13 protein-coding genes are annotated in these 21199 nt (G+C 63.9%); 10 read left to right on the top strand and 3 right to left on the bottom strand.

Annotation, left to right across the window (positions count from 1 at the left end; genetic code table 11):
* Positions 1–15: 15 nt before the first annotated feature.
* The 5 genes from BMI88_RS09440 (at position 16) to BMI88_RS09420 (ending at position 5683) form a co-directional block, all read left to right on the top strand.
* Positions 16–1260 (top strand): sarcosine oxidase subunit beta family protein, encoded by a 1245-nt coding sequence (locus BMI88_RS09440; protein ID WP_078548065.1) that lies wholly within the window; start codon positions 16–18, stop codon positions 1258–1260.
* Between the two features lie 70 nt (positions 1261–1330).
* Entirely contained in the window at positions 1331–1654 is a 324-nt protein-coding gene (locus BMI88_RS09435) for a sarcosine oxidase subunit delta (RefSeq protein ID WP_078548063.1), read from the top strand.
* Positions 1651–4605, top strand: coding sequence for a sarcosine oxidase subunit alpha family protein (locus BMI88_RS09430; protein WP_078548061.1), 2955 nt, complete (start codon positions 1651–1653; stop codon positions 4603–4605). The genes BMI88_RS09435 and BMI88_RS09430 overlap by 4 nt, the downstream gene beginning before the upstream one ends.
* Positions 4598–5149 (top strand): sarcosine oxidase subunit gamma family protein, encoded by a 552-nt coding sequence (locus BMI88_RS09425; protein ID WP_078548059.1) that lies wholly within the window; start codon positions 4598–4600, stop codon positions 5147–5149. The genes BMI88_RS09430 and BMI88_RS09425 overlap by 8 nt, the downstream gene beginning before the upstream one ends.
* A gap of 63 nt (positions 5150–5212) precedes the next feature.
* Positions 5213–5683: a hypothetical protein gene (locus BMI88_RS09420; RefSeq protein WP_078548057.1), complete on the top strand. Its 471-nt coding sequence runs from the start codon at positions 5213–5215 to the stop codon at positions 5681–5683.
* Between the two features lie 196 nt (positions 5684–5879).
* Here BMI88_RS09420 and BMI88_RS09415 read toward each other — a convergent pair whose 3' ends face one another.
* Positions 5880–7469, bottom strand: a complete 1590-nt coding sequence (locus BMI88_RS09415; protein WP_078548055.1) for a hypothetical protein — start codon at positions 7467–7469, stop codon at positions 5880–5882.
* Between the two features lie 219 nt (positions 7470–7688).
* The gene (locus BMI88_RS09410) at positions 7689–11123 is read right to left on the bottom strand and encodes a pyruvate carboxylase (protein WP_078548052.1); all 3435 of its coding nucleotides are present in this window, start codon (positions 11121–11123) and stop codon (positions 7689–7691) included.
* A 191-nt stretch (positions 11124–11314) separates the two neighbouring features.
* On the opposite strand from BMI88_RS09410, the gene BMI88_RS09405 reads away from it, so the two are divergent.
* Positions 11315–12763 (top strand): TrkH family potassium uptake protein, encoded by a 1449-nt coding sequence (locus BMI88_RS09405; protein WP_078548050.1) that lies wholly within the window; start codon positions 11315–11317, stop codon positions 12761–12763.
* Here BMI88_RS09405 and BMI88_RS09400 read toward each other — a convergent pair whose 3' ends face one another.
* On the bottom strand, positions 12764–14698 hold the full coding sequence (locus BMI88_RS09400; RefSeq protein WP_078548047.1) for a trypsin-like peptidase domain-containing protein: 1935 nt from the start codon (positions 14696–14698) through the stop codon (positions 12764–12766).
* A gap of 222 nt (positions 14699–14920) precedes the next feature.
* Between BMI88_RS09400 and BMI88_RS09395 the strand changes: the two genes are divergently transcribed.
* The 4 genes from BMI88_RS09395 to BMI88_RS09380 all read left to right on the top strand — a co-directional run bounded on the left by BMI88_RS09395 (position 14921) and on the right by BMI88_RS09380 (position 21109).
* Positions 14921–15868 (top strand): glycine--tRNA ligase subunit alpha, encoded by a 948-nt coding sequence (locus BMI88_RS09395; RefSeq protein WP_078548045.1) that lies wholly within the window; start codon positions 14921–14923, stop codon positions 15866–15868.
* Positions 15865–16341, top strand: a complete 477-nt coding sequence (locus BMI88_RS09390; protein WP_078520276.1) for a DUF6446 family protein — start codon at positions 15865–15867, stop codon at positions 16339–16341. Before BMI88_RS09395 ends, BMI88_RS09390 begins: the two co-directional genes overlap by 4 nt.
* A gap of 1 nt (position 16342) precedes the next feature.
* Complete coding sequence (glyS, locus tag BMI88_RS09385; RefSeq protein WP_078548043.1) at positions 16343–18403, top strand: glycine--tRNA ligase subunit beta; 2061 nt, start codon at positions 16343–16345, stop codon at positions 18401–18403.
* 165 nt (positions 18404–18568) lie between these two features.
* Complete coding sequence (locus BMI88_RS09380) at positions 18569–21109, top strand: putative PEP-binding protein (RefSeq protein ID WP_078541859.1); 2541 nt, start codon at positions 18569–18571, stop codon at positions 21107–21109.
* Positions 21110–21199 lie beyond the last annotated feature (90 nt).

Here is a 21199-nt window from a genome sequence, read left to right as displayed (position 1 = left end):
CTCGGAGGCGCGCTCATGAAACGCTATTCGATGTTTGCCGTTGCACGTGAGGCGATGCGCTTCCATCGCGGCTGGGAACGAGCATGGCGCTCCCCCGAGCCGAAGAAACGCTACAAGGTCATCGTCGTTGGGGCGGGCGGGCATGGCCTCGCCACCGCCTATTACCTCGGCAAGGTGCATGGCATCACCGATGTCGCGGTGATCGAGAAAGGCTGGCTGGGCGGCGGCAATACGGGCCGCAACACCACGATCATCCGCTCGAACTATCTGCAGGATCCCTCGGCGGCGATCTACGAGAAAGCCCGCGCGCTTTACGAGGATCTCAGCCAGGACCTGAACTACAACGTGATGTTCTCGCCGCGCGGTCTTCTGATGCTGGGCCAGACCGAGCATGAGGTACGCGGCTACAAGCGCACGGTGCACGCGAACCGCCTGCAGGGCATCGACACCGAATGGATCGGGCCGCAGGAGGTCAAGGATCTCGTGCCGATCATCAATATCGACGGGCCGCGCTATCCGGTGCTGGGCGCGCTGCTGCAAAAGCGCGGCGGCACGGCACGGCACGATGCGGTGGCCTGGGGCTATGCGCGGGCCTGTTCCGATATGGGCATGGATATCATCCAGAAATGCGAAGTGACCGGCGTGCGCACCGAAGGCGGCAAGGTGCAGGGTATCTCGACCAGCAAGGGCGAGATCGACTGCGAACAGCTCGCCATCGTCGTCGCGGGGCACTCCTCGGTCATGGCCGAAATGGCGGGCTTCCGCCTGCCGATCGAGAGCGTGGCGCTGCAGGCCTGGGTGTCCGAGCCGATCAAACCTTGCATGGATGTCGTCGTGATGGCCAACACCGTGCACGGCTACATGTCGCAATCCGACAAGGGCGAGATGGTGATCGGCGGCGGCACGGACGGGTTCAACAACTACACCCAGCGCGGCTCGTGGCACCATGTCGAGGAAACCACCCGCGCGCTGGTCGAGACCTTCCCGATCATCTCGCGCCTCAAGATGCTGCGCCAATGGGGCGGCATCGTGGACATGACCGGTGACCGCTCGCCCATCCTGTCGAAAACCCCGGTCGAGGGCATCTTCGTCAATTGCGGCTGGGGCACCGGCGGGTTCAAGGCGATCCCGGGCTCGGGCTATGGTATGGCCGAGCTGATCGCACGCGGCCACTCGCCGCTGACCGACCAATTCGGCCTCGACCGTTTCAAGGAAGGCCGCTTCATCGACGAAAGCGTCGCCGCAGGGGTGGCGCACTGATGAAGACGACCTCCCTTTCGACCTGCTTCAAATCCCTCCCGGCGCTCTCCAACTGCGAGGTGCATCCCAAATGCTGACCCTCACCTGTCCCTGCTGCGGCGTCATCGCCGAGGAAACCGAATTCGCCCCGGGCGGCGAGGCGCATCTCAAGCGCTTCGGGCCGGGCTCGTCGGATGACGAGTTCGAGGGCTACCTGTTCGCCCGCAAGAACCCGAAAGGCGTCCATTTCGAGCGCTGGCGGCACGCCTATGGCTGCGGCAAGTGGTTCCTGGCGGCGCGCGACACCAACACGCTCGAGGTGTTTGCGACCTACAAGGCGCAGACCACCGAGCCCCCCGCCGATGTGATCGCGAAGATCAAAGCGAAACGCCCCGACTGGGAGGGCTATAAATGAGCACGCGTCTTTCCAAGGGTGGTCGTCTGATCGACCGCGCGAAACCGCTCGCCTTCACCTTCAACGGCAAGCCGATGCGCGGCTTTGCGGGCGATACGCTGGCCTCGGCTCTGCTGGGCGGCGGTCAGGTCATGGTGGGCCGGTCGTTCAAGTATCACCGCCCGCGCGGCATCGTGGCGTCGGGCGCGGAAGAACCCAACGCGCTCGTCGGTCTGGGCCGTAACGCGCGGTTCGAACCCGATCAGCGCACCACCACGACCGAGCTGTTCGAAGGGGCCGAGACCACCAGCCAGAACCACTGGCCGTCGCTCGATTTCGATATCGGCGAGATCAACAACACTTTCTACAAATTCCTGCCCGCAGGTTTCTACTACAAGACCTTCATGGCGCCGCGGGCTGCGTGGAAGCACCTCTTCGAGCCGATCATCCGCAAATCCGCAGGTCTCGGCGGCGTGCCGAAAGAGGCCGATCCCGATCGCTACGAACAGGTCTATGCCCATTGCGACGTGCTCGTCGTAGGCGGTGGTGTGGCGGGTCTTGCCGCGGCGCTCAAGGAAGGTCGCGCGGGCAAGCGGGTCTGGCTGATCGAGCAGACCCCGAACTGGGGCGGGCGCACGCCGGTCGATGGCGGTCAGATCGACGGTCACGACGCGCAGACCTGGATCGACAGCGCGCTGGTCGAGCTGTCCTCGATGGAGAATGTCACGATGCGCACCCGCCTGATGGCGGCGGGTCTGCACGATCATGGCTATGTCATCGGCTATGAGAACCTCGCCGACACCACCCCCGGCGATGGCCGTCCGCGCCACCGTCTCTGGCGCATCCGTGCGGGGCACACGATCACCGCGACCGGCGCGATCGAGCGTCCGCTGGCCTTCGCAGGCAACGACGTGCCCGGCGTGATGCTGGCCTCGGCGGTGCGCGATTACATCGTGAACTGGGCCGTCTCGCCCGGCGATCGCACGGTGCTCGTGACCAATAATGACGACGCCTATCGCACGGCGCTCGCGATCCTCGATGCGGGGCTGACGGTCTCGGCCGTGGTCGATGCGCGCGAGGAAACCCATGGTGCGCTGCCCGAAGCCGTGAAGGCGCGCGGCGTGCGTGTCCTCGAAGGGCGCGGCATCGCGAAAGTGCTGGGCCGCAAGGGCGTCTCCGGCGTCGAGATCTGCGCACAGGCAGGCGAGGGCGGTGCGGTCGAGATGATCGACTGCGATTGCGTCGCGATGTCGGGCGGCTGGTCGCCGGTCGTGCACCTGTGGTCCCATTGCGGCGGCAAGCTGACCTGGGACGATGCGCGCGCGATGTTCCGCCCCGATCCCAACCGTCCGCCGACCGGCGCGGACGGGACCGGCATGGCGACGGTCGTGGGGGCCGCCAATGGCGATCTGACGCTCTCCGAAGCGATGGGCGGTCTGGGTATCGGCGCGGCGTCCGAGGAAGAAGCGCCGCTCGCCCCGGTCTGGATGATGCCCGCAGGTGCGCCCGACGCGCTGCGCTTCAAGAGCTTCCTCGACTACCAGAACGACGTGAAGGTTTCCGACGTGCAACTCGCCGCGCGCGAGGGCTACGAGTCGGTTGAGCATACCAAGCGCTACACCACGCTCGGCATGGCGACCGATCAGGGGAAACTTAGCAATATCAACGGGCTCGCGATCCTCTCGGACGCGCTTGGCCAACCGATCCCCGCCACTGGCACCACCACCTTCCGCCCGCCCTACACGCCGATTTCGCTCGGCGCTGTGACGGCGGAGGCCAAGGGCGAGCTGTTCCAGCCGCTGCGCCGCACCCCGATCCAGTCCTGGCATGAGGCCAAGGGCGCGCATTGGGAGCCGGTCGGCCATTGGCGTCGCCCCTATTGCTACCCGAAATCGGGCGAGAGCCATCGCGACGCGGTCAATCGCGAGATCACCAATACCCGCAAGAATGTGGGCATGCTCGACGCCTCGACGCTAGGCAAGATCGTGGTGAAAGGGCCCGATGCGGGGAAATTCCTCGACATGCTTTACACCAACATGATGTCGACCCTGCCGGTGGGCAAATGCCGCTACGGGCTGATGTGCAACGAGAACGGCTTCCTGATGGATGACGGCGTCGTAGCGCGGCTCGACGAGGATACGTGGCTGTGCCACACGACCTCGGGCGGGGCCGATCACATCCACGGCTGGATGGAAGACTGGCTGCAATGCGAGTGGTGGGACTGGAAGGTCTATACCGCGAACCTGACCGAGCAATACGCGCAGATCGCCGTCGTCGGACCGAAATCGCGCGAGCTTCTGGAGCGTTTGGGCGGCATGGATGTCAGCAAGGAGACGCTGCCCTTCATGAAATGGACCGAGGGCAAGCTGGGCACGTTCGACGCGCGCATCTTCCGGATCTCCTTCTCGGGTGAGCTGAGCTACGAGATCGCGGTGCCTGCGAGCCAAGGCCTCGCGCTGTGGAAGGCGCTCATGGCCGAGGGCGAGGCGCTTGGCGTGATGCCCTACGGCACCGAGGCGCTGCATGTGATGCGCGCCGAGAAGGGCTTCATCATGATCGGCGACGAGACCGACGGCACGGTGATCCCGCAGGATCTGGGGCTGAACTGGGCGCTCTCGAAGAAGAAGACCGACTATCTGGGCAAGCGCGCGCAGGAGCGGTCCCACATGACCGACCCGAACCGCTGGAAGCTGGTCGGCCTTGAGACGCTCGACGGATCGGTGATCCCCGATGGCAGCCACGCGCCCGCCGACGGGTTCAACGCCAACGGTCAGCGCCACACACAAGGCCGCGTCACCTCGACCTATTACTCGCCGACGATCGGCAAAGGGATCGCGATGGGGTTGGTGCTGAACGGGCCCGACCGTATGGGCGAGGTGATCGAATTCACCGGCGAGGGCGAGGAAATGGTTAAGGCGCGGATCGTCGATCCGGTCTTCTACGACAAGGACGGGGAGAAGCAGAATGTCTGAGGCTGTCAGCGCCCTTTCCGGGCAGACCCACGAAGGTTTCGTCACCGTGTCCGAGGCCGGGCTGGTGGGCATGATCTCGATCCGCTCCGATCTGGAGGCCAAGGGGCTCGCCAAGGCGCTCAAGGCCGAGGGGCTACCCGTCCCCGGCCCGCGCCGGATCGAGACCGTTGACGGGCGCTCCATCGCCTGGATGAGCCCCGATGAGCTGTTGCTGATCTGCGCTCATGACGAGGCCCCCGCGCTGACCGATCGGCTGGCCAAGGCGCTTGCCGCAGACCACGCGCTGGTCGTCAACGTCTCGGATGCCCGCGCAATGTTTACCATTCGTGGGGACAAGGCGGATCAGGTGGTGATGAAGCTCTCGCCCGCCGATATCGCGACCCTGCCCGAAGGCGAGATCCGCCGCTCCCGCACGGCGCAGGTCGCGGCCGCGTTCTGGCGCTCCGGGGAAAGTGAAATCTCACTCATATCTTTCCGCTCTGTTGCCGGCTATGTTATGGGACTGCTTGAAGTTTCCGCCCGTGAGGGCAGCGATCTCTTTTAACATCCGGGCGTTGGTCTTGCATTAATCGGGCCGCTTCGTGCCCGATTAATTTGTCGAGGCCATATGTTCCGTCCATTTCTTTTTGCAGCTTTCGTCGTCTTTTCCGCTGGCCCGGTTCTGGCCAATCCCGAGCAGCCGAAGCTGCCGCGTGGAACGCAGGTGATGCGTTGCACCTTCGAGACCGGCCATCTGTCGAATTCGACACCCGGCGAGGTCGATTTGCTGAAAATCCCGGGCGGGGAATGGAAGGTCTACGACACGTTCCTCCATCATTTCGACTTGCCGTTGCAGCCGGTGCAGGTGCTTGTCGACAATCCAAAGCGCACGACGTTTGGCTGGAAGGTCGACAGGCTCAAGACCAAGCGCAACTACTACACCCCGCGCGTCGAGTTTCGCGTGACCCGTTTGAAGGCCAGCGGTAAGGCCTCGATCGCGGTGCGCCCGCGAGGCTATCGGTCTGAGACGGCTTGGGGCTCCTGCGACCCGATCCATGCGATCCGAGCCGGGGCAGGGGGCGCGGCCTCTTCGTCGTAGAATTACGACAAGACATCGTAATCAAAGGCGGGCGCTCCTGAGCGTTTGTCATCTGTCGAACGTGCAGAGTTTGGCCGCATGTCTAACCATTGCCGACCTCTGGAGGCGCGCAGACACGTTTTGCGACGTCGCGAGACGGAAGTTCAGCCCTCTACGGTGACCCTCGTCCCTCGAGCTTCATGCGCGAGCTTGTCGCTCAGGGCACAAGGACGTCCTCGGACGCCGCCAAATCTGGGTGCTGCGTCCTGAGTGCGACGCGCGTTTCGCTGGCTTTGCGGCGCGCGGCTGTCAGCTCCGCCATCGCCTGTTGGTCGTCGATGCGCCCGAGATCGGCACCGCCGAATTCATAATCGAACGGGACGTCGTGAAGCTCTGGATCAACCTGGAAAATAATATCGTTAACCGCAAAGCTGTTTTTGCGATAACCCTCTTCGATTGAAAGAGACAGGGATATCAGATGTCGACTGTTGAAGGGCGACATGAAGAAATTTCGCGTAAGTGCCGGGAAAATGAGCCCGATTGTCGAGCTGTAGTATATTTCGAGGAACATAAGGTCGACTTGGCGTTTCGCAGCGTTTTCGGGAAGCGTTTCGACCCAGTTCTGATACTCGGGAAGAAACGTCCTGTATGTCTTGCGGTCGAACGCTTTGCCCGGAACGATCAGCAGGCGTTTGACTTGCCAGCGTAGATTGTTTCTTCCGTCCGCGCCCAGCTTGTCGATGAACACGGCACGCAACAAGTCGGTTTGGTGGCCGCGCAGGATTACCATTCTATCCTCGAGGCATTCATGCAGCCCGTGAGCGACTTCTCGGGTCAGCTTTTTCTTGAACCCGAGCGCGGCATGGAATTCGGCTTCGAACCGCGAAACATCCTCTTCAGAGACCTTTATATTCCGCTTGTCGTGGATTTCATGCTCGACCTGCAGGACCTTCGCGAGTGTTCCAGCGATCGTTGCGTCGATCCTGCTCGCGTAATTATGGATATGGGTGAAAAATTGGTCGAAGCCCGCGAGGTTCGTGCGCGATATCGAAGCGAGCAAGCGGCTATCCTGCCCTCCCGATAACGGGAGCGCGGTTTTGAAATTGGCGTTGATCTCTCCGATAACCTTAGAGGTTCGTTGAATTATTTCTCCGTAAATATCGTCATGTGATCGATCTGTCGTGAAATCCTCGTCGCGGGGCCAAAAGCGAGTTTCGGAAAAGTCATTGAGATCGAGATAAAAATTCGGATTACCGCGACGGACATCCTTATCGTAAGTGTGGAACAGGCTGTAATTGCCTTCGCCGCGCTCGATGAGAGAATGGTCGTATAGCGGATGAGGTGTTGCGTCGCGTTCGATACAAAGTGCAAGACTCGACGCGACCTGTCGCTCTTCACGGTCATAGACCATGCCATTCATACCGACTGCGTCACTGTAAAATCGTTTTGAATCGCCTTTGGCAATAAATACATTATACCGACCGGAAACGTAAAAGAGCCAGTCTTCGAAATCCTCAAAGAAGCTATCGCGATCCAAATCGAGTGACGCGATTTTATGGGTGCCCTTCACCAACGTCTCGTTATCGACGCCGATGCCGATGAAAAGGCCGATCGTACGGCCCTTGGCATCTTCCAGATTCGAAACGCATACTCCGTCGCCGACATGAAGGTGCCAGCCGCCGAAACTGTAACGCTTCAGGATCGTGTCCGTAATCTCACGTTGTGTCAGGAGATATTGCCAGCGCGAAATTTTCTCGAAATTGATGCCTGCTTTCGCGCAGTCGGACTCCGCTCTAATCGTCGTCATTCACAAATCTTTCTGAAAATTATGAATAGATTAAGATGCTGATAAAAATCGTTACGATCCTATAATCCCGGACGGTCTTGTCAACGCTGCCGGTACGGCGGTCGACAAGAAACAGGGGCCTCCGTGTCGCCAACGACGTTCAGGGTCTGATCTGGCCAACAAACGAAAACGCGCGCCGGGGCGGGGCCTCGGCGCGCGTTTTGTTCAATACTGCGACGATTACTCCAGTTCGACCAGCAGATCCTTCGCGTCGATCTGCGCCCCCGGCGAGACATGGATCGCCTTCACCGTGGCTTCGCGGTCGGAATGGATGCCGGTCTCCATCTTCATCGCTTCGATGGTCAGGAGCATATCGCCCGGCTTCACCTTCTGGCCGACATTGACCGCGATCGAGGCGATCGAGCCCGGCATCGGCGCGCCGATATGGTTCGCATTGCCTGCCTCGGCCTTCGGCTTCGCCGCAGTCGTCGCCTTCACTGCGCGGTTCGGGACGCGCACGGCGCGGGGCTGACCGTTGAGTTCGAAATAGACCTTCACCTCGCCCAGCTCGTCGGTCTCGCCGGTGGTGAGATAGCGGATTTCCAACGTCTTGCCGGGGTCGATCTCGGCGGAGATCTCGTCCTGCGGCTCCATCCCGTAGAAGAAGACCGGGGTGGGCAGGGTGCGGACCGGGCCATAGGCTTCGTGGCGGCTTGCGTAATCGGTGAAGACCTTGGGATACATCAGGTAGCCCGCGAGATCCTCATTGTCGATTTCGCGCCCGTCGAGCTGCTCGGAGACCTCCTTGCGGGCGGCTTCCAGATCGACCGGGGGCAGGTTCTTGCCCGGGCGCTCGGTCGAGGGATGCTCGCCCTTGAGCACCTTCTTCACAACCCCCTCGGGCCAGCCGCCGGGCGGTTGGCCGAGATTGCCGCGCATCATGTCGATGACCGAATCCGGGAAGGAGACATCCTTGGCCGGGTCGAGCACGTCTTCCTTCGACAGGCCCTGCGCGACCATCATCAGCGCCATGTCGCCCACGACTTTCGAGGACGGCGTGACCTTCACGATATCGCCGAAGATTTGGTTGGCGTCGGCATAGGCCTGCGCCACCTCATGCCAGCGCTCTTCAAGCCCCAGCGAGCGCGCCTGCGCCTTGAGGTTGGTGAACTGGCCGCCGGGCATCTCGTGCAGATAGACCTCGGAGGCCGGGGCTTCGAGGCCGCTCTCGAAGGCTGCATATTGGTGGCGCACGGCCTCCCAATAGTTCGACATCATGCGGATCGCGTGGATATCGAGGCCGGTGTCGCGCTCGGTATGGGCCAGCGCCTCCACGATCGAGCCGAGGCAGGGCTGCGAGGTGCCGCCCGAGAACGCGTCCATCGCCGCATCCACCGCATCGACGCCCGCATCTGCCGCCGCGAGAATGGTCGCGCCCGCGATACCGCTCGTGTCATGGGTGTGGAAGTGGATCGGGATATCGACCTCTTCCTTCAGCGCCGCGATCAGCTTGCGGGCGGCGGCGGGCTTCAGAAGGCCCGCCATATCCTTGAGGCCCAGCACATGCGCGCCTGCGGCCTCCAGCTCTTTCGCCATGCCGATATAGTATTTCAGGTCATATTTGGCGCGGTCGGGATCGAGGATATCGCCGGTGTAGCAGATCGTGCCTTCGCAGATCTTGCCGCTCTCGATCACCGCATCCATTGCGACGCGCATGTTCTCGACCCAGTTCAGCGAGTCGAAGACGCGGAACACGTCGACGCCGCTCTCCGCCGCCTGCTTCACGAAGAACTGCACCACGTTGTCGGGGTAGTTCGTGTAGCCCACGCCGTTCGAAGCGCGCAGCAGCATCTGCGTCAGGATATTGGGCATCTCTTCGCGGATGTCGCGCAGGCGCTGCCACGGGCATTCCTGCAAGAAGCGATAGGCCACGTCGAAGGTCGCGCCGCCCCAGCATTCGACCGAGAACAGGTCGCTGAGGTTCGAGGCATAAGCGGGCGCGGCCTTGATCATGTCGATCGAGCGCATCCGGGTCGCCAGCAGCGACTGGTGGCCGTCGCGCATCGTGGTATCGGTCAGCAGCAGTTTCTTCTGCGCCTTCATCCAGTCGGCGACGGCTTTCGCGCCCTCTTTCTCCAGCAGGTTCCGGCTGCCCGGTTTTGCCTCATCCTTGTAGGCGGGCAGGCGCGGCGGTTTCGCCTCGGCATGGGGCTTGTTGCGGCCCGCGGTCTCGGGGTGACCGTTCACGGTGATATCCGCGATATAGGTCAGGATCTTGGTGCCCCGGTCGCGGCGTTGCTTGAAGTCGAACAGCTCCGGCGTCGTGTCGATGAACTTCGTCGTGTAGCTCATGTCGAGGAAGGTCGGGTGCTTGAGCAGGTTGATGACGAAGTCGATATTCGTGCTCACCCCGCGGATACGGAATTCGCGCAGGGCGCGGTCCATCCGGCGGATCGCCTGATCGGGATCCTGCGCCCAGGCGGTGACCTTCACCAGAAGCGAGTCGTAGTAGCGGGTGATGACGCCGCCCGCATAGGCGGTGCCGCCGTCGAGGCGAATGCCGTTGCCGGTGGCCGAGCGATAGGCGGTCAGGCGGCCGTAATCGGGGATGAAGTTGTTCTGCGGATCCTCGGTGGTCACGCGGCATTGCAGCGCGTGGCCGGACAGCTCGATCTCGTCTTGAGACTTGGCGCGGGTGGCCTCGGCCAGCGTCGCGCCCTCGGCGATCTTGATCTGGGCCTGCACGATGTCGATGCCGGTGACCTCTTCGGTCACGGTATGCTCGACCTGAACGCGCGGGTTCACCTCGATGAAGTAGAAATTGTCCGAGTCCATATCCATCAGGAATTCGACCGTGCCGGCACATTCATAGCCGACGGCCTGACCGATCTTCAGCGCGAGCTGGCAGACTTCTTCGCGCTGCTCGTCCGAGAGGTAGGGGGCAGGGGCGCGTTCGACGACCTTCTGGTTGCGGCGCTGCACGGTGCAGTCGCGCTCATAGAGGTGATACAGATTGCCATGCGTGTCGCCCAGCAGCTGCACTTCGACGTGGCGCGCGCGGGTGATCATCTTCTCGAGATAGCCCTCGCCATTGCCGAAGGCGGCCTCGGCTTCGCGACGGCCCTCGCGGACCTTCTCGACCAGTTCCTCCTCGCCGAGGATCGGACGCATGCCGCGACCGCCGCCGCCCCAGCTGGCTTTCAGCATCAGCGGGTAGCCGATCTCGGCGGCCTCTTTCTTGATCGCGTCGAAATCCTCGCCCAGCACCTCGGTGGCCGGGATCACCGGCACGCCGGCCTTGATCGCGACCCGGCGCGCCGAGGCCTTGTCGCCGAGCGCGCGCATCGTTTCGGCCTTCGGGCCGATGAAAGTGATGCCGGCGGCGTCGCAGGCTTCGACGAAATCGGGGTTTTCCGACAGAAGGCCATAGCCCGGGTGGATCGCATCGGCACCGCTTTCCTTGGCGACGCGGATGATTTCTTCGATGGAGAGATAGGCGCCGACGGGGGAGAGGCCTTCGCCAATGCGGTACGCTTCATCGGCCTTGAAACGGTGCAGGCCCAACTTGTCCTCTTCGGCATAGACGGCGACCGTCTTCTTGCCCAGCTCGTTGGCGGCGCGCATCACCCGGATGGCGATCTCGCCACGGTTGGCCACGAGGATCTTGTTGAACATAGCGTTCTCCCTATTGTCGAAAGTGGCCGCTACGGTACAGTTGCCGCGCCGCAGCGCAAGGGCCTACCTGCAAAGTTGGGCAAATTTACTGACCAAACCGCTCGGGTTTGCAAAGTCACGCTGCGCCACTGCAGGTCCGTCCCGGCCCGTCTGGGATTGACTAGACCGGCGCTCTGGGCAAGGTGGGGCGCATGATCGATCTGCGCCCGGTTGGATATATCATCGGAATGCTGACATCCGTGCTGGGGCTGACGATGCTTATCCCGGCAGCGGTGGATTTGGGATATGGTGCAGCGCATTGGCTGGTTTTCGTCGAAAGCGCGGTGCTGACGACGACGGCGGGGGCGCTGCTGGCGCTCGCCTCGCGCGATGGGTTGGCTCGGACGCTGTCGATCCATCAAAGCTTTCTTCTGACCTCGCTCGTCTGGCTGACGCTACCCTTCTTCGGGGCGCTGCCCTTCATGCTGGGCGTGCCGCATCTGTCGCTGGTCGATGCCTATTTCGAGGCGATGTCGGGCCTGACCACGACCGGTACCACCGCGATCCCGCATCTCGATACGCTGCCGCCGGGGGTGAACCTCTGGCGCGGGTTGCTGCAATGGCTGGGCGGTCTGGGGATCATCATCGTCGCGATGATCTTCCTGCCCGTGATGAAGGTCGGCGGGATGCAGTTCTTCCGCTCGGAAGGGTTTGATACGCTTGGGAAAATCCTGCCGCGCGCGATGGATATCTCGACCGCGCTGATCCGCATCTATGTCGGGCTGACGATCGCCTGCGCGCTGACCTATATCGGCCTCGGCATGAAGGGGTTCGACGCGATCATGCACGCGCTCACCACGATGAGCACCGGCGGGTTTTCCAATTACGACGCCAGCTTCGCCGCCTATAAGGGTGCGCCGGAATACGCGGCCTCGGTGTTCATGGCGCTGGCCGCGATGCCGTTCATCCGCTTCGTTCAGGTGATGCGCGGCGATACGATGCCGCTCTGGCGTGACCCGCAGGTGCGCGCCTTCCTGCGCTGGATGGGCTATGCGATCGCGATCATCGTGCTCTACCGCATGATCCGTCACGAGGCCTCTTTCTGGCCGACGCTGCGCGAGGTGACGTTCAACGTGGTCTCGACCTTCACCGGGACGGGCTATGCCTCGGAGGACGTGACCCAATGGGGGCATCTGGCCTTCACGATCCTGCTGATTTCCGGGCTGATCGGGGGCTGTACGGCCTCCACTGCATGCTCGATCAAGGTGTTTCGCTACCTGATCCTTCTCGAAGCGATCAAGGCGCAGATCCAGCGGCTCTACTCGCCGCACCGGCTGCTGAAGGTGCAGTATGACGGCCGCCCGGTCGAGGATAGCGTGGTCAACTCGGTGATGGCCTTCTTCTCGCTGTTCATCCTGATTTTCGGGATTCTGATCATCGCGCTGACCTTCACCGGGCTTGGGACCGAGACGGCGATGACCGCCGCCTGGACCTCGATCGCCAATATCGGCCCCGCATGGGGGCCGGAGATCACCGCGAACGGCTCGGTCGCGGATTTCCCGGACAGCGCGAAATGGCTGATGAGTGCGGCAATGTGCCTCGGACGGCTCGAATTGATGAGCGTGCTCGTGCTGTTGCTGCCGCGCTTCTGGCGGGGCTGATTACTTCCAGCAGGAAATCTGCACCACCATCCCGTCCGCGATCTGCTGCAAGTCTTCGGGGTCGCGATTGGCCGAGATGCCTGCGGCTTTCGGAGTGAAACCGTTGTCCGACAGGCCCGGCGCCATCGCCTTCGCCTGCAGCGCAACGGTCAGGTTGTCGGGCAGCACCCGGTTCGCGTCGCCGCCCGAGGGCAGCAACATCCCCACGACCGCGCCCGTGCCGTCGAGCACCGGCCCGCCCACGTCGCCCGCGCGGGTCTGCGCCTCAATCCGGGCCTGACTGTCTTGCCCCTCCAGCCCCTTGAGCGCGGAGAGCGTGCCGAAATTGAGCACCGGCGCGGAGAGCGCTTCAGGATAGGAGAAGCCCGCCACCGCCACCTTGCTCCCGGCCATCGGGGCATCGGGGTTGAACTTCGCGACTTCCTTCGGCGCCAGCGTGTCTTTCGGCGTCAGAACTGCATAGCCCTTGGCGCCGCCGTCGAAGCTGAGCGAGGCGGGGTGATCCTCGATGGTGATCCGCCCGCATTGATCGAGCCCCTCGGCGGCGGTCAGCACATGGCCATCGGCATCGATGAAGAACCCCGAGCGCGAGAAGATCGGCGCGCGTTTCTCGATCCCCGCCATCAGGGCGGCCCGCGTCACCGACATCGGCTGGCCGAGCGTCGCGTCGAGCGACGAGGTCCCGATGGGCGTGAAGCTCTTTTTCATCGCGTCGAGCACGCGGGCCCTGCGCGCGTCGTCCCCGGCGGGCCAGACCAGCGTGAAGCCCTTGATCTGCCCGCGCGAGAGTTCCGCATGGGTGTAGGACTGAACCGCGGTGTTCTGGCCTTCGATGGTGAAGCTGTTGCCGCGAATGTTGCGCTCCCCGCCCGTCGGTACGATCTCCAGCGTCTGCATCGCGTCATAGAGGCCGCGCAGCCGGGCCGCATCGCCGGGTTGCGAGATCAGCAGAACCTGCACGCCGCTGCCGTCCTTGGGCGCGTAATTCACGAAGGGCGCGTTGTAGCGGTCAAATTTCACCAGCCCCATCGGCAGGTCGATCCGGATGCCGGCCTGATCTTCGGTCACGGTCTGCAGCCCCAGCGCCGCGCGCTCAGAGGCGACCTTGTCCAGAAGCGCCGCCTGCTGGGTCGAGGACAGCACGCCGGTCGGCTCGTAATCGTTCTTCATCTGCCAGTCGGCGATCGAATTGCGGGTGCCGCCGCCGAAAATTCCGTCGATCGCGCCCTGATAGCTGCCTTCCCATTCCAGAGCGGTCTGGATGTCGCGCTTGGTCTGCGGATCGAGCGCAGCCTCCAGCCGACGCGAGTCCCGCAGCGTCTCGACCGGTTCGGGCGTGGGGGTGACCTCCTGCGGGGCAGGGGTGTCGGCTGTGGTTGTGGTTGTGGTGTCAGGGCTCACCGGCTCAGGCGCGGTGGCGTGGTCTTGCGCAGCGGTGTCCGGGGGCGTGGTCTGGCCATCCGTTTGCGCGGTCGCATTCGGCCCGTCCAGCGGCTCCACGTCGATCGGGGCGGGCATCGGCGCGCCGCGCACGTCGCTTTGCGTGTCGGCTTGCGGGGCGGGCTGTTCGGGCGCCTGCGCGGGGGAGTTCAGGGTCGCGCCGACCGGCCAGAACTGCTGGCGGAAGTTGTTGCCATCGGCCACGAAACTGTCGCGCGGGATCAGCCCCTCGCGGCGCAGAACCCGGCGGCGCGCATTCGCCTCCGCATCGTCGGCAAAGGGGCCGAGAGCGATCGCATACCAGCCGGAATCGAGCCGGAAACCGGTCGTGTCGGGGAACATGCCCGCCCAGTCGCGGGCGCGCGCTTCGGCTTGGGCAAGCGAGCTTTTCGCCTCGATCTGCACCCAGGCTTCGGCCCAGGCCGTGCCGGTCCAGATCATGCCGGTGAGGCTGGCTCCGACGACGATCGAAACTGTCCGTGAAATTGCCCGCATTGCTGCCCCCGTAAAATATGCTTTTCCCCCGACCTTAGCGAAACGCGGGCGGAGGTCACCCCCCAAACGCCCTCTTTTGAGTCATGAAATCCGTCGTTGTGGGGCGGGGGCCGCAGCATTGCATGTCGAGTTGCGCAGATCGTCCGCCCTAATCCTTGCAGGGCGTTGACGCCCCCGCGCCCCTTGCCTAGAGAGAAGGCGCTTCAACGGAAGGTGCGAAATATGGCAAACCCGGACGCCCCGAAATCCTTTCAGGAAATCATCCTGCGCCTAATGAGCTATTGGGCCTCGAAAGGCTGCGCGGTGATGCAGCCTTATGACATGGAAGTGGGGGCAGGCACCTTCCACCCGGCGACGACGCTGCGCGCGCTCGGCTCCAAGCCGTGGGCGGCCGCCTATGTCCAGCCCTCGCGCCGTCCGACCGATGGCCGCTATGGCGAGAACCCGAACCGCCTGCAGCACTACTATCAGTATCAGGTGCTCATCAAGCCGAGCCCGCCGGACTTGCAGGAGCTCTATCTCGGCTCGCTCCGCGCGATCGGGATCGACACCGAACTGCACGATATCCGCTTCGTGGAAGACGACTGGGAAAGCCCGACGCTCGGCGCGTGGGGGCTTGGCTGGGAGGTCTGGTGCGACGGTATGGAAGTCAGCCAGTTCACCTATTTCCAGCAGGTCGGCGGCCATGACTGCAAGCCGGTCTCGGGCGAGCTGACCTACGGGCTCGAGCGTCTGGCGATGTATGTGCTGGGCATCGATCACGTCATGGACATGCCGTATAACGACCCGTCCGCGCCGATCGCGTTGAAATACGGCGACGTGTTCCGCCAGACCGAGCAGGAATATTCGCGCTGGAATTTCGACGTGGCCGATACCGAGACGCTGCTGCGCCATTTCGAGGATGCCGAGGCCGAATGCGAACGCATCCTCGCTTCGCCCGAGGCGGACGATGCGGGCCGCAAGATCATCATGGCGCATCCCGCATACGACCAGTGCATCAAGGCGTCGCATCTCTTTAACCTTCTGGATGCGCGCGGCGTGATTTCGGTCACCGAGCGTCAGGCCTATATCGGCCGCGTTCGCGCGCTGGCGAAGGCCTGCGCCGACGCGTTCGTGCAGACCGAAGCGGGCGGGGCCTCGCAGACCGAAGCCAACGAGGCCATCGCGTGAATGGTAAGCTCATCGGAGGCGGCATCGTGGTAATCGCGCTCGTCTTCGGCGCGGTGGTCTATTATTCGCAGGAATACGGGTATTACGACGAGATCGCGCCGGGCTCCGACGCGGCGAAAGTCTCGCTGATGGAGCTGGACGGCACGACGCAGGACCAGCTGCAGGCCGAAGGCTACAAAGGGATCGACGCGGACAGCTCGCCCCTGCGCTACCGGGCCTGCTTCGACACCGATCTGTCGATTGCAACGGCGACCGAGACCTATGAGGTCTACGACCGACCGACCCCTCTGATCGGCCCGAAATGGTTCGACTGCTATGATGCGAAAACCATCGGCGCGGACCTCGAGGCAGGCCGTGCGGTGGCCTTCCTGTCTCAACACAACATCCACCCCGGCGTTGACCGCGTCGTGGCTCTTTATCCCGATGGCCGGGCCTATGTCTGGCACCAACTGAACGACGAAGCGGAGAAATGACATGCCCGATCTTCTGATTGAACTGTTCTCCGAAGAAATCCCCGCGCGGATGCAGCCGAAGGCCCGCGAGGATCTGAAGAAACTGATTACCGATGGCGTCGTCGAGGCGGGTCTGACCTATGCCTCCGCCGGCGCTTTCTCGACCCCGCGCCGCCTGACGCTGACCGTCGAGGGGCTGACCGCGAATTCGCCGACCCTGCGCGAAGAGCGCAAGGGCCCGCGCACCGACGCGCCCGAAAAGGCGATCGAGGGCTTCCTTCGCTCGACCGGGCTGAGCATGGATCAGCTCGAGGCGCGCGACGACAAGAAGGGGCAGGTCTATTTCGCCGTGATCGAAAAGCCCGGTCGTCCCGCGACCGAGATCGTGGCCGAGGTGCTGGAAAAAACGATCCGCAACTTCCCCTGGCCGAAATCGATGCGCTGGGGCGAGGGCTCGCTGCGCTGGGTGCGCCCGCTGCATTCGATCCTCGCGATCCTGACCGACGAGGCCGGCGCGACCGTCGTGCCGCTCGACGTGGACGGCATTAAGGCCGGCGACACCACGCGCGGCCACCGTTTCATGGCGCCCGATGTGCTTCAGGTCTCGGGCTACGAGAGCTATGCCAAGCAGTTGAAAGCCGCCAAGGTCATGCTCGACCCCAACGAGCGCGCCGAGGCGATTGACCACGATGCCGCGCAGATGGCCTTCGCGAAGGGCTGGGAAGTGGTGCCGGACAAGGGCCTTCTGGCCGAGGTCTCGGGCCTCGTCGAATGGCCCGTCACGCTGATGGGCGAGATCGACGGCGAATTCCTCGACCTGCCGCCTGAGGTGCTTCAGACCTCGATGAAAGAGCATCAGAAATTCTTCTCGGTGAAGAACCCCAAGACCGCCCGGATCGAAGGCTTCGTGACCGTCGCCAACCGCGAGACCGCCGATCACGGCGCGACCATCCTCGCGGGCAACCAGAAGGTGCTCTCGGCGCGTCTGTCGGATGCCAAGTTCTTCTGGGAAAACGACCTGCGCACCGTTCAGGCGCACGGGCTCGAAGGTATGGGCGCGGGGCTCGACGCCGTGACCTTCCACAATAAGCTCGGGAGCCAAGGCGACCGCATCCGCCGCATCGAAAACCTCGCGCGCGAAATCGCGCCCTTGGTCGGCGCGAAGCCCGATCTCGCCGCAGAGGCCGCCCGCGTCGCCAAATCCGATCTACGCTCGGAAATGGTCTATGAGTTTCCCGAGCTGCAGGGCGTGATGGGCCGCTACTATGCGCAAAAGGCGGGACTGTCCGACGCCGTCGCCGATGCCTGCCGCGACCACTACGCGCCGCTGGGCCCGTCCGACGATGTGCCCTCCGAGCCCGTCTCGGTCGCCGTCGCGCTCGCGGACAAGATCGACACGCTGACCGGCTTCTGGGCGATCGACGAGAAACCCACCGGCTCGAAAGACCCCTTCGCGCTGCGGAGGGCGGCACTGGGCGTGATCCGGTTGGTGCTGGCGAATGAGCTGCGCCTGAGCCTTCAGTCGGTGTTTGCCCAAGGCAATCCGGAGGCCGATACCGCCGACCTCATGTCCTTCTTCCACGACCGTCTCAAGGTCCACCTGCGCGATGCGGGCATCCGTCACGACGTGATCGACGCCGTGCTCGCCATGCCGGGCAGCGACGATCTCACCCTCGTGGTGAAGCGGGCAGAGGCGCTGTCGGACTTCTTCAAGACAGACGATGGCGAGAACCTGATCCAGGGCTTCAAGCGCGCGAACAACATTCTCACGCAGGCCGAGGAAAAGGACGGGGTTGAATACAGCTTCGGCGCCGATCCGAAATTCGCGGAGACGGACGAGGAAAAAGCCCTCTTCGCCGCGCTCGACGCCGCCGAAGCCAAGATCGCCCCGGCGATGGCAGACGAAGATTTCGCCGCCGCGATGTCCGCCATGGCCGACCTGCGCGCGCCGATCGACGCCTTCTTCGAGGCGGTGCAGATCAACGCCGAAAACCCGATCCTGCGGCGCAACCGTCTCAACCTGCTTTCGCGCATCCGGCAAATCTGTCTCGATGTGGCCGACCTCACCAAGATCGAAGGCTGATCCTTCCTCTTGGTGTAAATATCCCCGCCGGAGGCGCCCCCACGGCGCCTCCTGTCGCAAGGCCGAAACCGGGCGGGCCAGTGACGCCACGTCTTCTGTCCGAATGTCACACTTGCGAGGGCGGGGAATCAGCCTATCCTGCGTCGAGAGAGAAGGCGCGCTGCAATGCAGAAACCCGTTGAAAACGCTGATTTTGTGACCCTTACGCCCACGGCGTCGGTCGATAAGGCGCGCCACGGCTGGCGTGCGAAATGCCTTCAACGGCTGATCCGGCTCGACCTTCCCGTCCCGAAAACCGTCGCGCTGCCCGCCGAAACCGTGCGCGCGATCGCCTCGGGACAGGTTTTCGACATGGCCGCGATCGCGGATTGCTTCGGGCCGCAGATGCTGGTCTCGGTGCGGCCGAGCCCGGAAAACCCCGAATGGGGCGGGCCGGGCACGGTGCTCAATGTCGGCATGAATGACGACATGCATGCGGTGCTGTCGAACACGCATGGCAGCGAGGCCGCCGACGCGCTCTATCTGCGCTTCGTGCAGCTCTACTCGATCCATGTGGCGCGGCTCGATCCGGACATGTTCCAGCAGGAGCCCGGGCCGGGTGCGCTGGAAGCCGCGCTCGACGCCTATGAAGAGGAAACCGACGAGCGGTTCCCGCAATCGGGCGCCCAGCAGCTGGCCGAGGTGCTGCGCTCCATGGCGCGGGCCTGGGAGGGCACGACGGCGCGGCTCCTGCGGCAGGCCAAGGGCGCGCCGCCCGATGCGGTGCTGGGGCTTCTGGTGCAGGAGATGGCGCTGGGGATCGGGCCGGGCCTGTCAGGCTCGGGCACGATGCAATTCGTCGATAGCGTCACTGGCGCGCCGCAGATCACCGGGCGGTTCCGCGGCCAGAGCCAAGGCCGCACCAGCGCGGTCGAGACGCTCTATCTCACGCGCGATCCGCGCGGGGCCTCGCTCGAAGAGGCGGATGGCCGCGTGTTCGACACGCTGAAGGATTACGGCGCGCGCTGCCGGGTGAAGCTGCGCGAAGAGATGCAGATCGAGTTCACCATCGAAAGCGGCAAGGTCCATGTGATCGACGCGGTGCGTGTGCCGCGCTCGTCGCGGGCTGCCGTGCGCATCGCGGTGGCGCTGGCCAATGACGATGTGATCTCTCGCGAGGATGCACTGCTCCGCGTCGAGCCGCGCGCGATCACCGAGCTTTTGCACTATCAGGTCGATCCGCGTGCGCCGCGCGACGTGCTGGCGCGCGGGATCGCGGCCTCTCCGGGGGCGGCGACCGGCAAGATCGTGTTCTCTGCGGCGGCCGCGCAGGCCTCTGCGGCGCGGGACGAACCCTGCATCCTCGTGCGCCGCGAAACCTCGCCCGAGGATATCCGCGGGATGCATGCCGCTGTCGCCGTGCTGACCGAACGCGGCGGAATGACCTCCCACGCGGCGGTGATCGCACGCGGTCTGGGCCTGCCCTGCATCGTCGGCGCCGAGATCGAGATCAACAGCCGCGAGCGCCAGTTCCGCGGCCCCAAGGGGCGGCTCTTCCGCGAGGGCGATACGATCACGCTCGACGGGACCAATGGCGAGGTGCTGGTGGGGACGGCGGAGATGCTCGCGCCCGCGCTGGATGACGGGTTCCGCACGCTTCTGAGCTGGGCCGATCTGGTGCGCGATATCGGCATCCGCGCCAATGCCGACACGCCGGAGGATGCGCGCACTGCGCTGATGTTCGAGGCGGACGGGATCGGGCTGTGCCGGACCGAGCATATGTTCTTCGACGAAGACCGTCTGACGGTGATGCGCGAGATGATCTTCGCCGACGGGCCGGAAGATCGCCGCGCCGCCCTCGACCGCTTGCTGCCGATGCAGCGGGACGATTTCGGCGCGCTGTTCGAGCTGATGAAGGGCGAGCCGGTCTGCATCCGTCTCTTCGACCCACCGCTGCACGAATTCCTGCCGCATGACCGCGAGGGGATGCGCGAGTTGGCCGAGGCGCTGGACCGTCCGCTGTCCGAGGTCACGCGCCGGGTGGAGGCCCTGTCCGAGTTCAACCCGATGCTGGGGATGCGCGGCGTGCGCTTGGGCGTGACCGTGCCCGAGATCTACGACATGCAGGCCCGCGCGATCTTCGAGGCCACCGTGGAGGCGCTCCGTCGAGGCGCCGAGGTGGTGCCGGAGATCATGATCCCGCTCGTTTCCGCCTCGCGCGAGGTCGAGATTGTGAAAACCCGGGTCGATGCGGTTGCCGCCGCCGTGCGCACCGAGACCAAGGAAGACTTCACCTACCGCCTCGGCGTAATGGTGGAGACGCCCCGTGCGGCCCTGCGCGCCGGTGAGATCGCCGAACACGCGGCCTTCCTGTCCTTCGGGACCAATGACCTTACGCAGATGACCTACGGGCTCTCACGCGATGATGCGGGCCGCTTCATGTCGACCTACGTGAACCAGCAGGTCTATAGCGAAGACCCGTTCCATATCCTCGACGTCGAAGGGGTAGGGGAGTTGCTGCTGATCGGGGCCGCGCGCGGACGCTCCGCCCGGCCCGATGTCACGATCTCGGTCTGCGGCGAACATGGCGGAAACCCCGAATCAATCGCCTTCTGCCGGGCTGCGGGATTCGATTATGTCTCCTGTTCGCCTTTCCGGGTGCCGGTCGCTCGTCTCGCCGCTGCCCATTTCGCACTCCTTGCGCCGCGTGGACGATCCTTTCCCTAGAGGTAAGGTCACAGAGGCGAAAATTTGGCCGTTTTTCTCAAATACCATTGGCAAATCTTCGCGCGTCGCGATATGCGATTCGACAGGGAC

Source organism: Thioclava sp. F36-6 (assembly GCF_002020305.1).
In the GTDB taxonomy this organism is placed as follows: domain Bacteria; phylum Pseudomonadota; class Alphaproteobacteria; order Rhodobacterales; family Rhodobacteraceae; genus Thioclava; species Thioclava sediminum.
This window is presented reverse-complemented; position numbering and strand designations above follow the sequence as displayed.

Bases quoted from the DNA above. Each gene is read 5' to 3' on its own strand.
- BMI88_RS09440 (WP_078548065.1), top strand. From the start codon at position 16: ATGAAACGCTATTCGATGTTTGCCGTTGCACGTGAGGCGATGCGCTTC.
- BMI88_RS09435 (WP_078548063.1), top strand. From the start codon at position 1,331: ATGCTGACCCTCACCTGTCCCTGCTGCGGCGTCATCGCCGAGGAAACC.
- BMI88_RS09430 (WP_078548061.1), top strand. From the start codon at position 1,651: ATGAGCACGCGTCTTTCCAAGGGTGGTCGTCTGATCGACCGCGCGAAA.
- BMI88_RS09425 (WP_078548059.1), top strand. From the start codon at position 4,598: ATGTCTGAGGCTGTCAGCGCCCTTTCCGGGCAGACCCACGAAGGTTTC.
- BMI88_RS09420 (WP_078548057.1), top strand. From the start codon at position 5,213: ATGTTCCGTCCATTTCTTTTTGCAGCTTTCGTCGTCTTTTCCGCTGGC.
- BMI88_RS09415 (WP_078548055.1), bottom strand. From the start codon at position 7,469: ATGACGACGATTAGAGCGGAGTCCGACTGCGCGAAAGCAGGCATCAAT.
- BMI88_RS09410 (WP_078548052.1), bottom strand. From the start codon at position 11,123: ATGTTCAACAAGATCCTCGTGGCCAACCGTGGCGAGATCGCCATCCGG.
- BMI88_RS09405 (WP_078548050.1), top strand. From the start codon at position 11,315: ATGATCGATCTGCGCCCGGTTGGATATATCATCGGAATGCTGACATCC.
- BMI88_RS09400 (WP_078548047.1), bottom strand. From the start codon at position 14,698: ATGCGGGCAATTTCACGGACAGTTTCGATCGTCGTCGGAGCCAGCCTC.
- BMI88_RS09395 (WP_078548045.1), top strand. From the start codon at position 14,921: ATGGCAAACCCGGACGCCCCGAAATCCTTTCAGGAAATCATCCTGCGC.
- glyS (WP_078548043.1), top strand. From the start codon at position 16,343: ATGCCCGATCTTCTGATTGAACTGTTCTCCGAAGAAATCCCCGCGCGG.
- BMI88_RS09380 (WP_078541859.1), top strand. From the start codon at position 18,569: ATGCAGAAACCCGTTGAAAACGCTGATTTTGTGACCCTTACGCCCACG.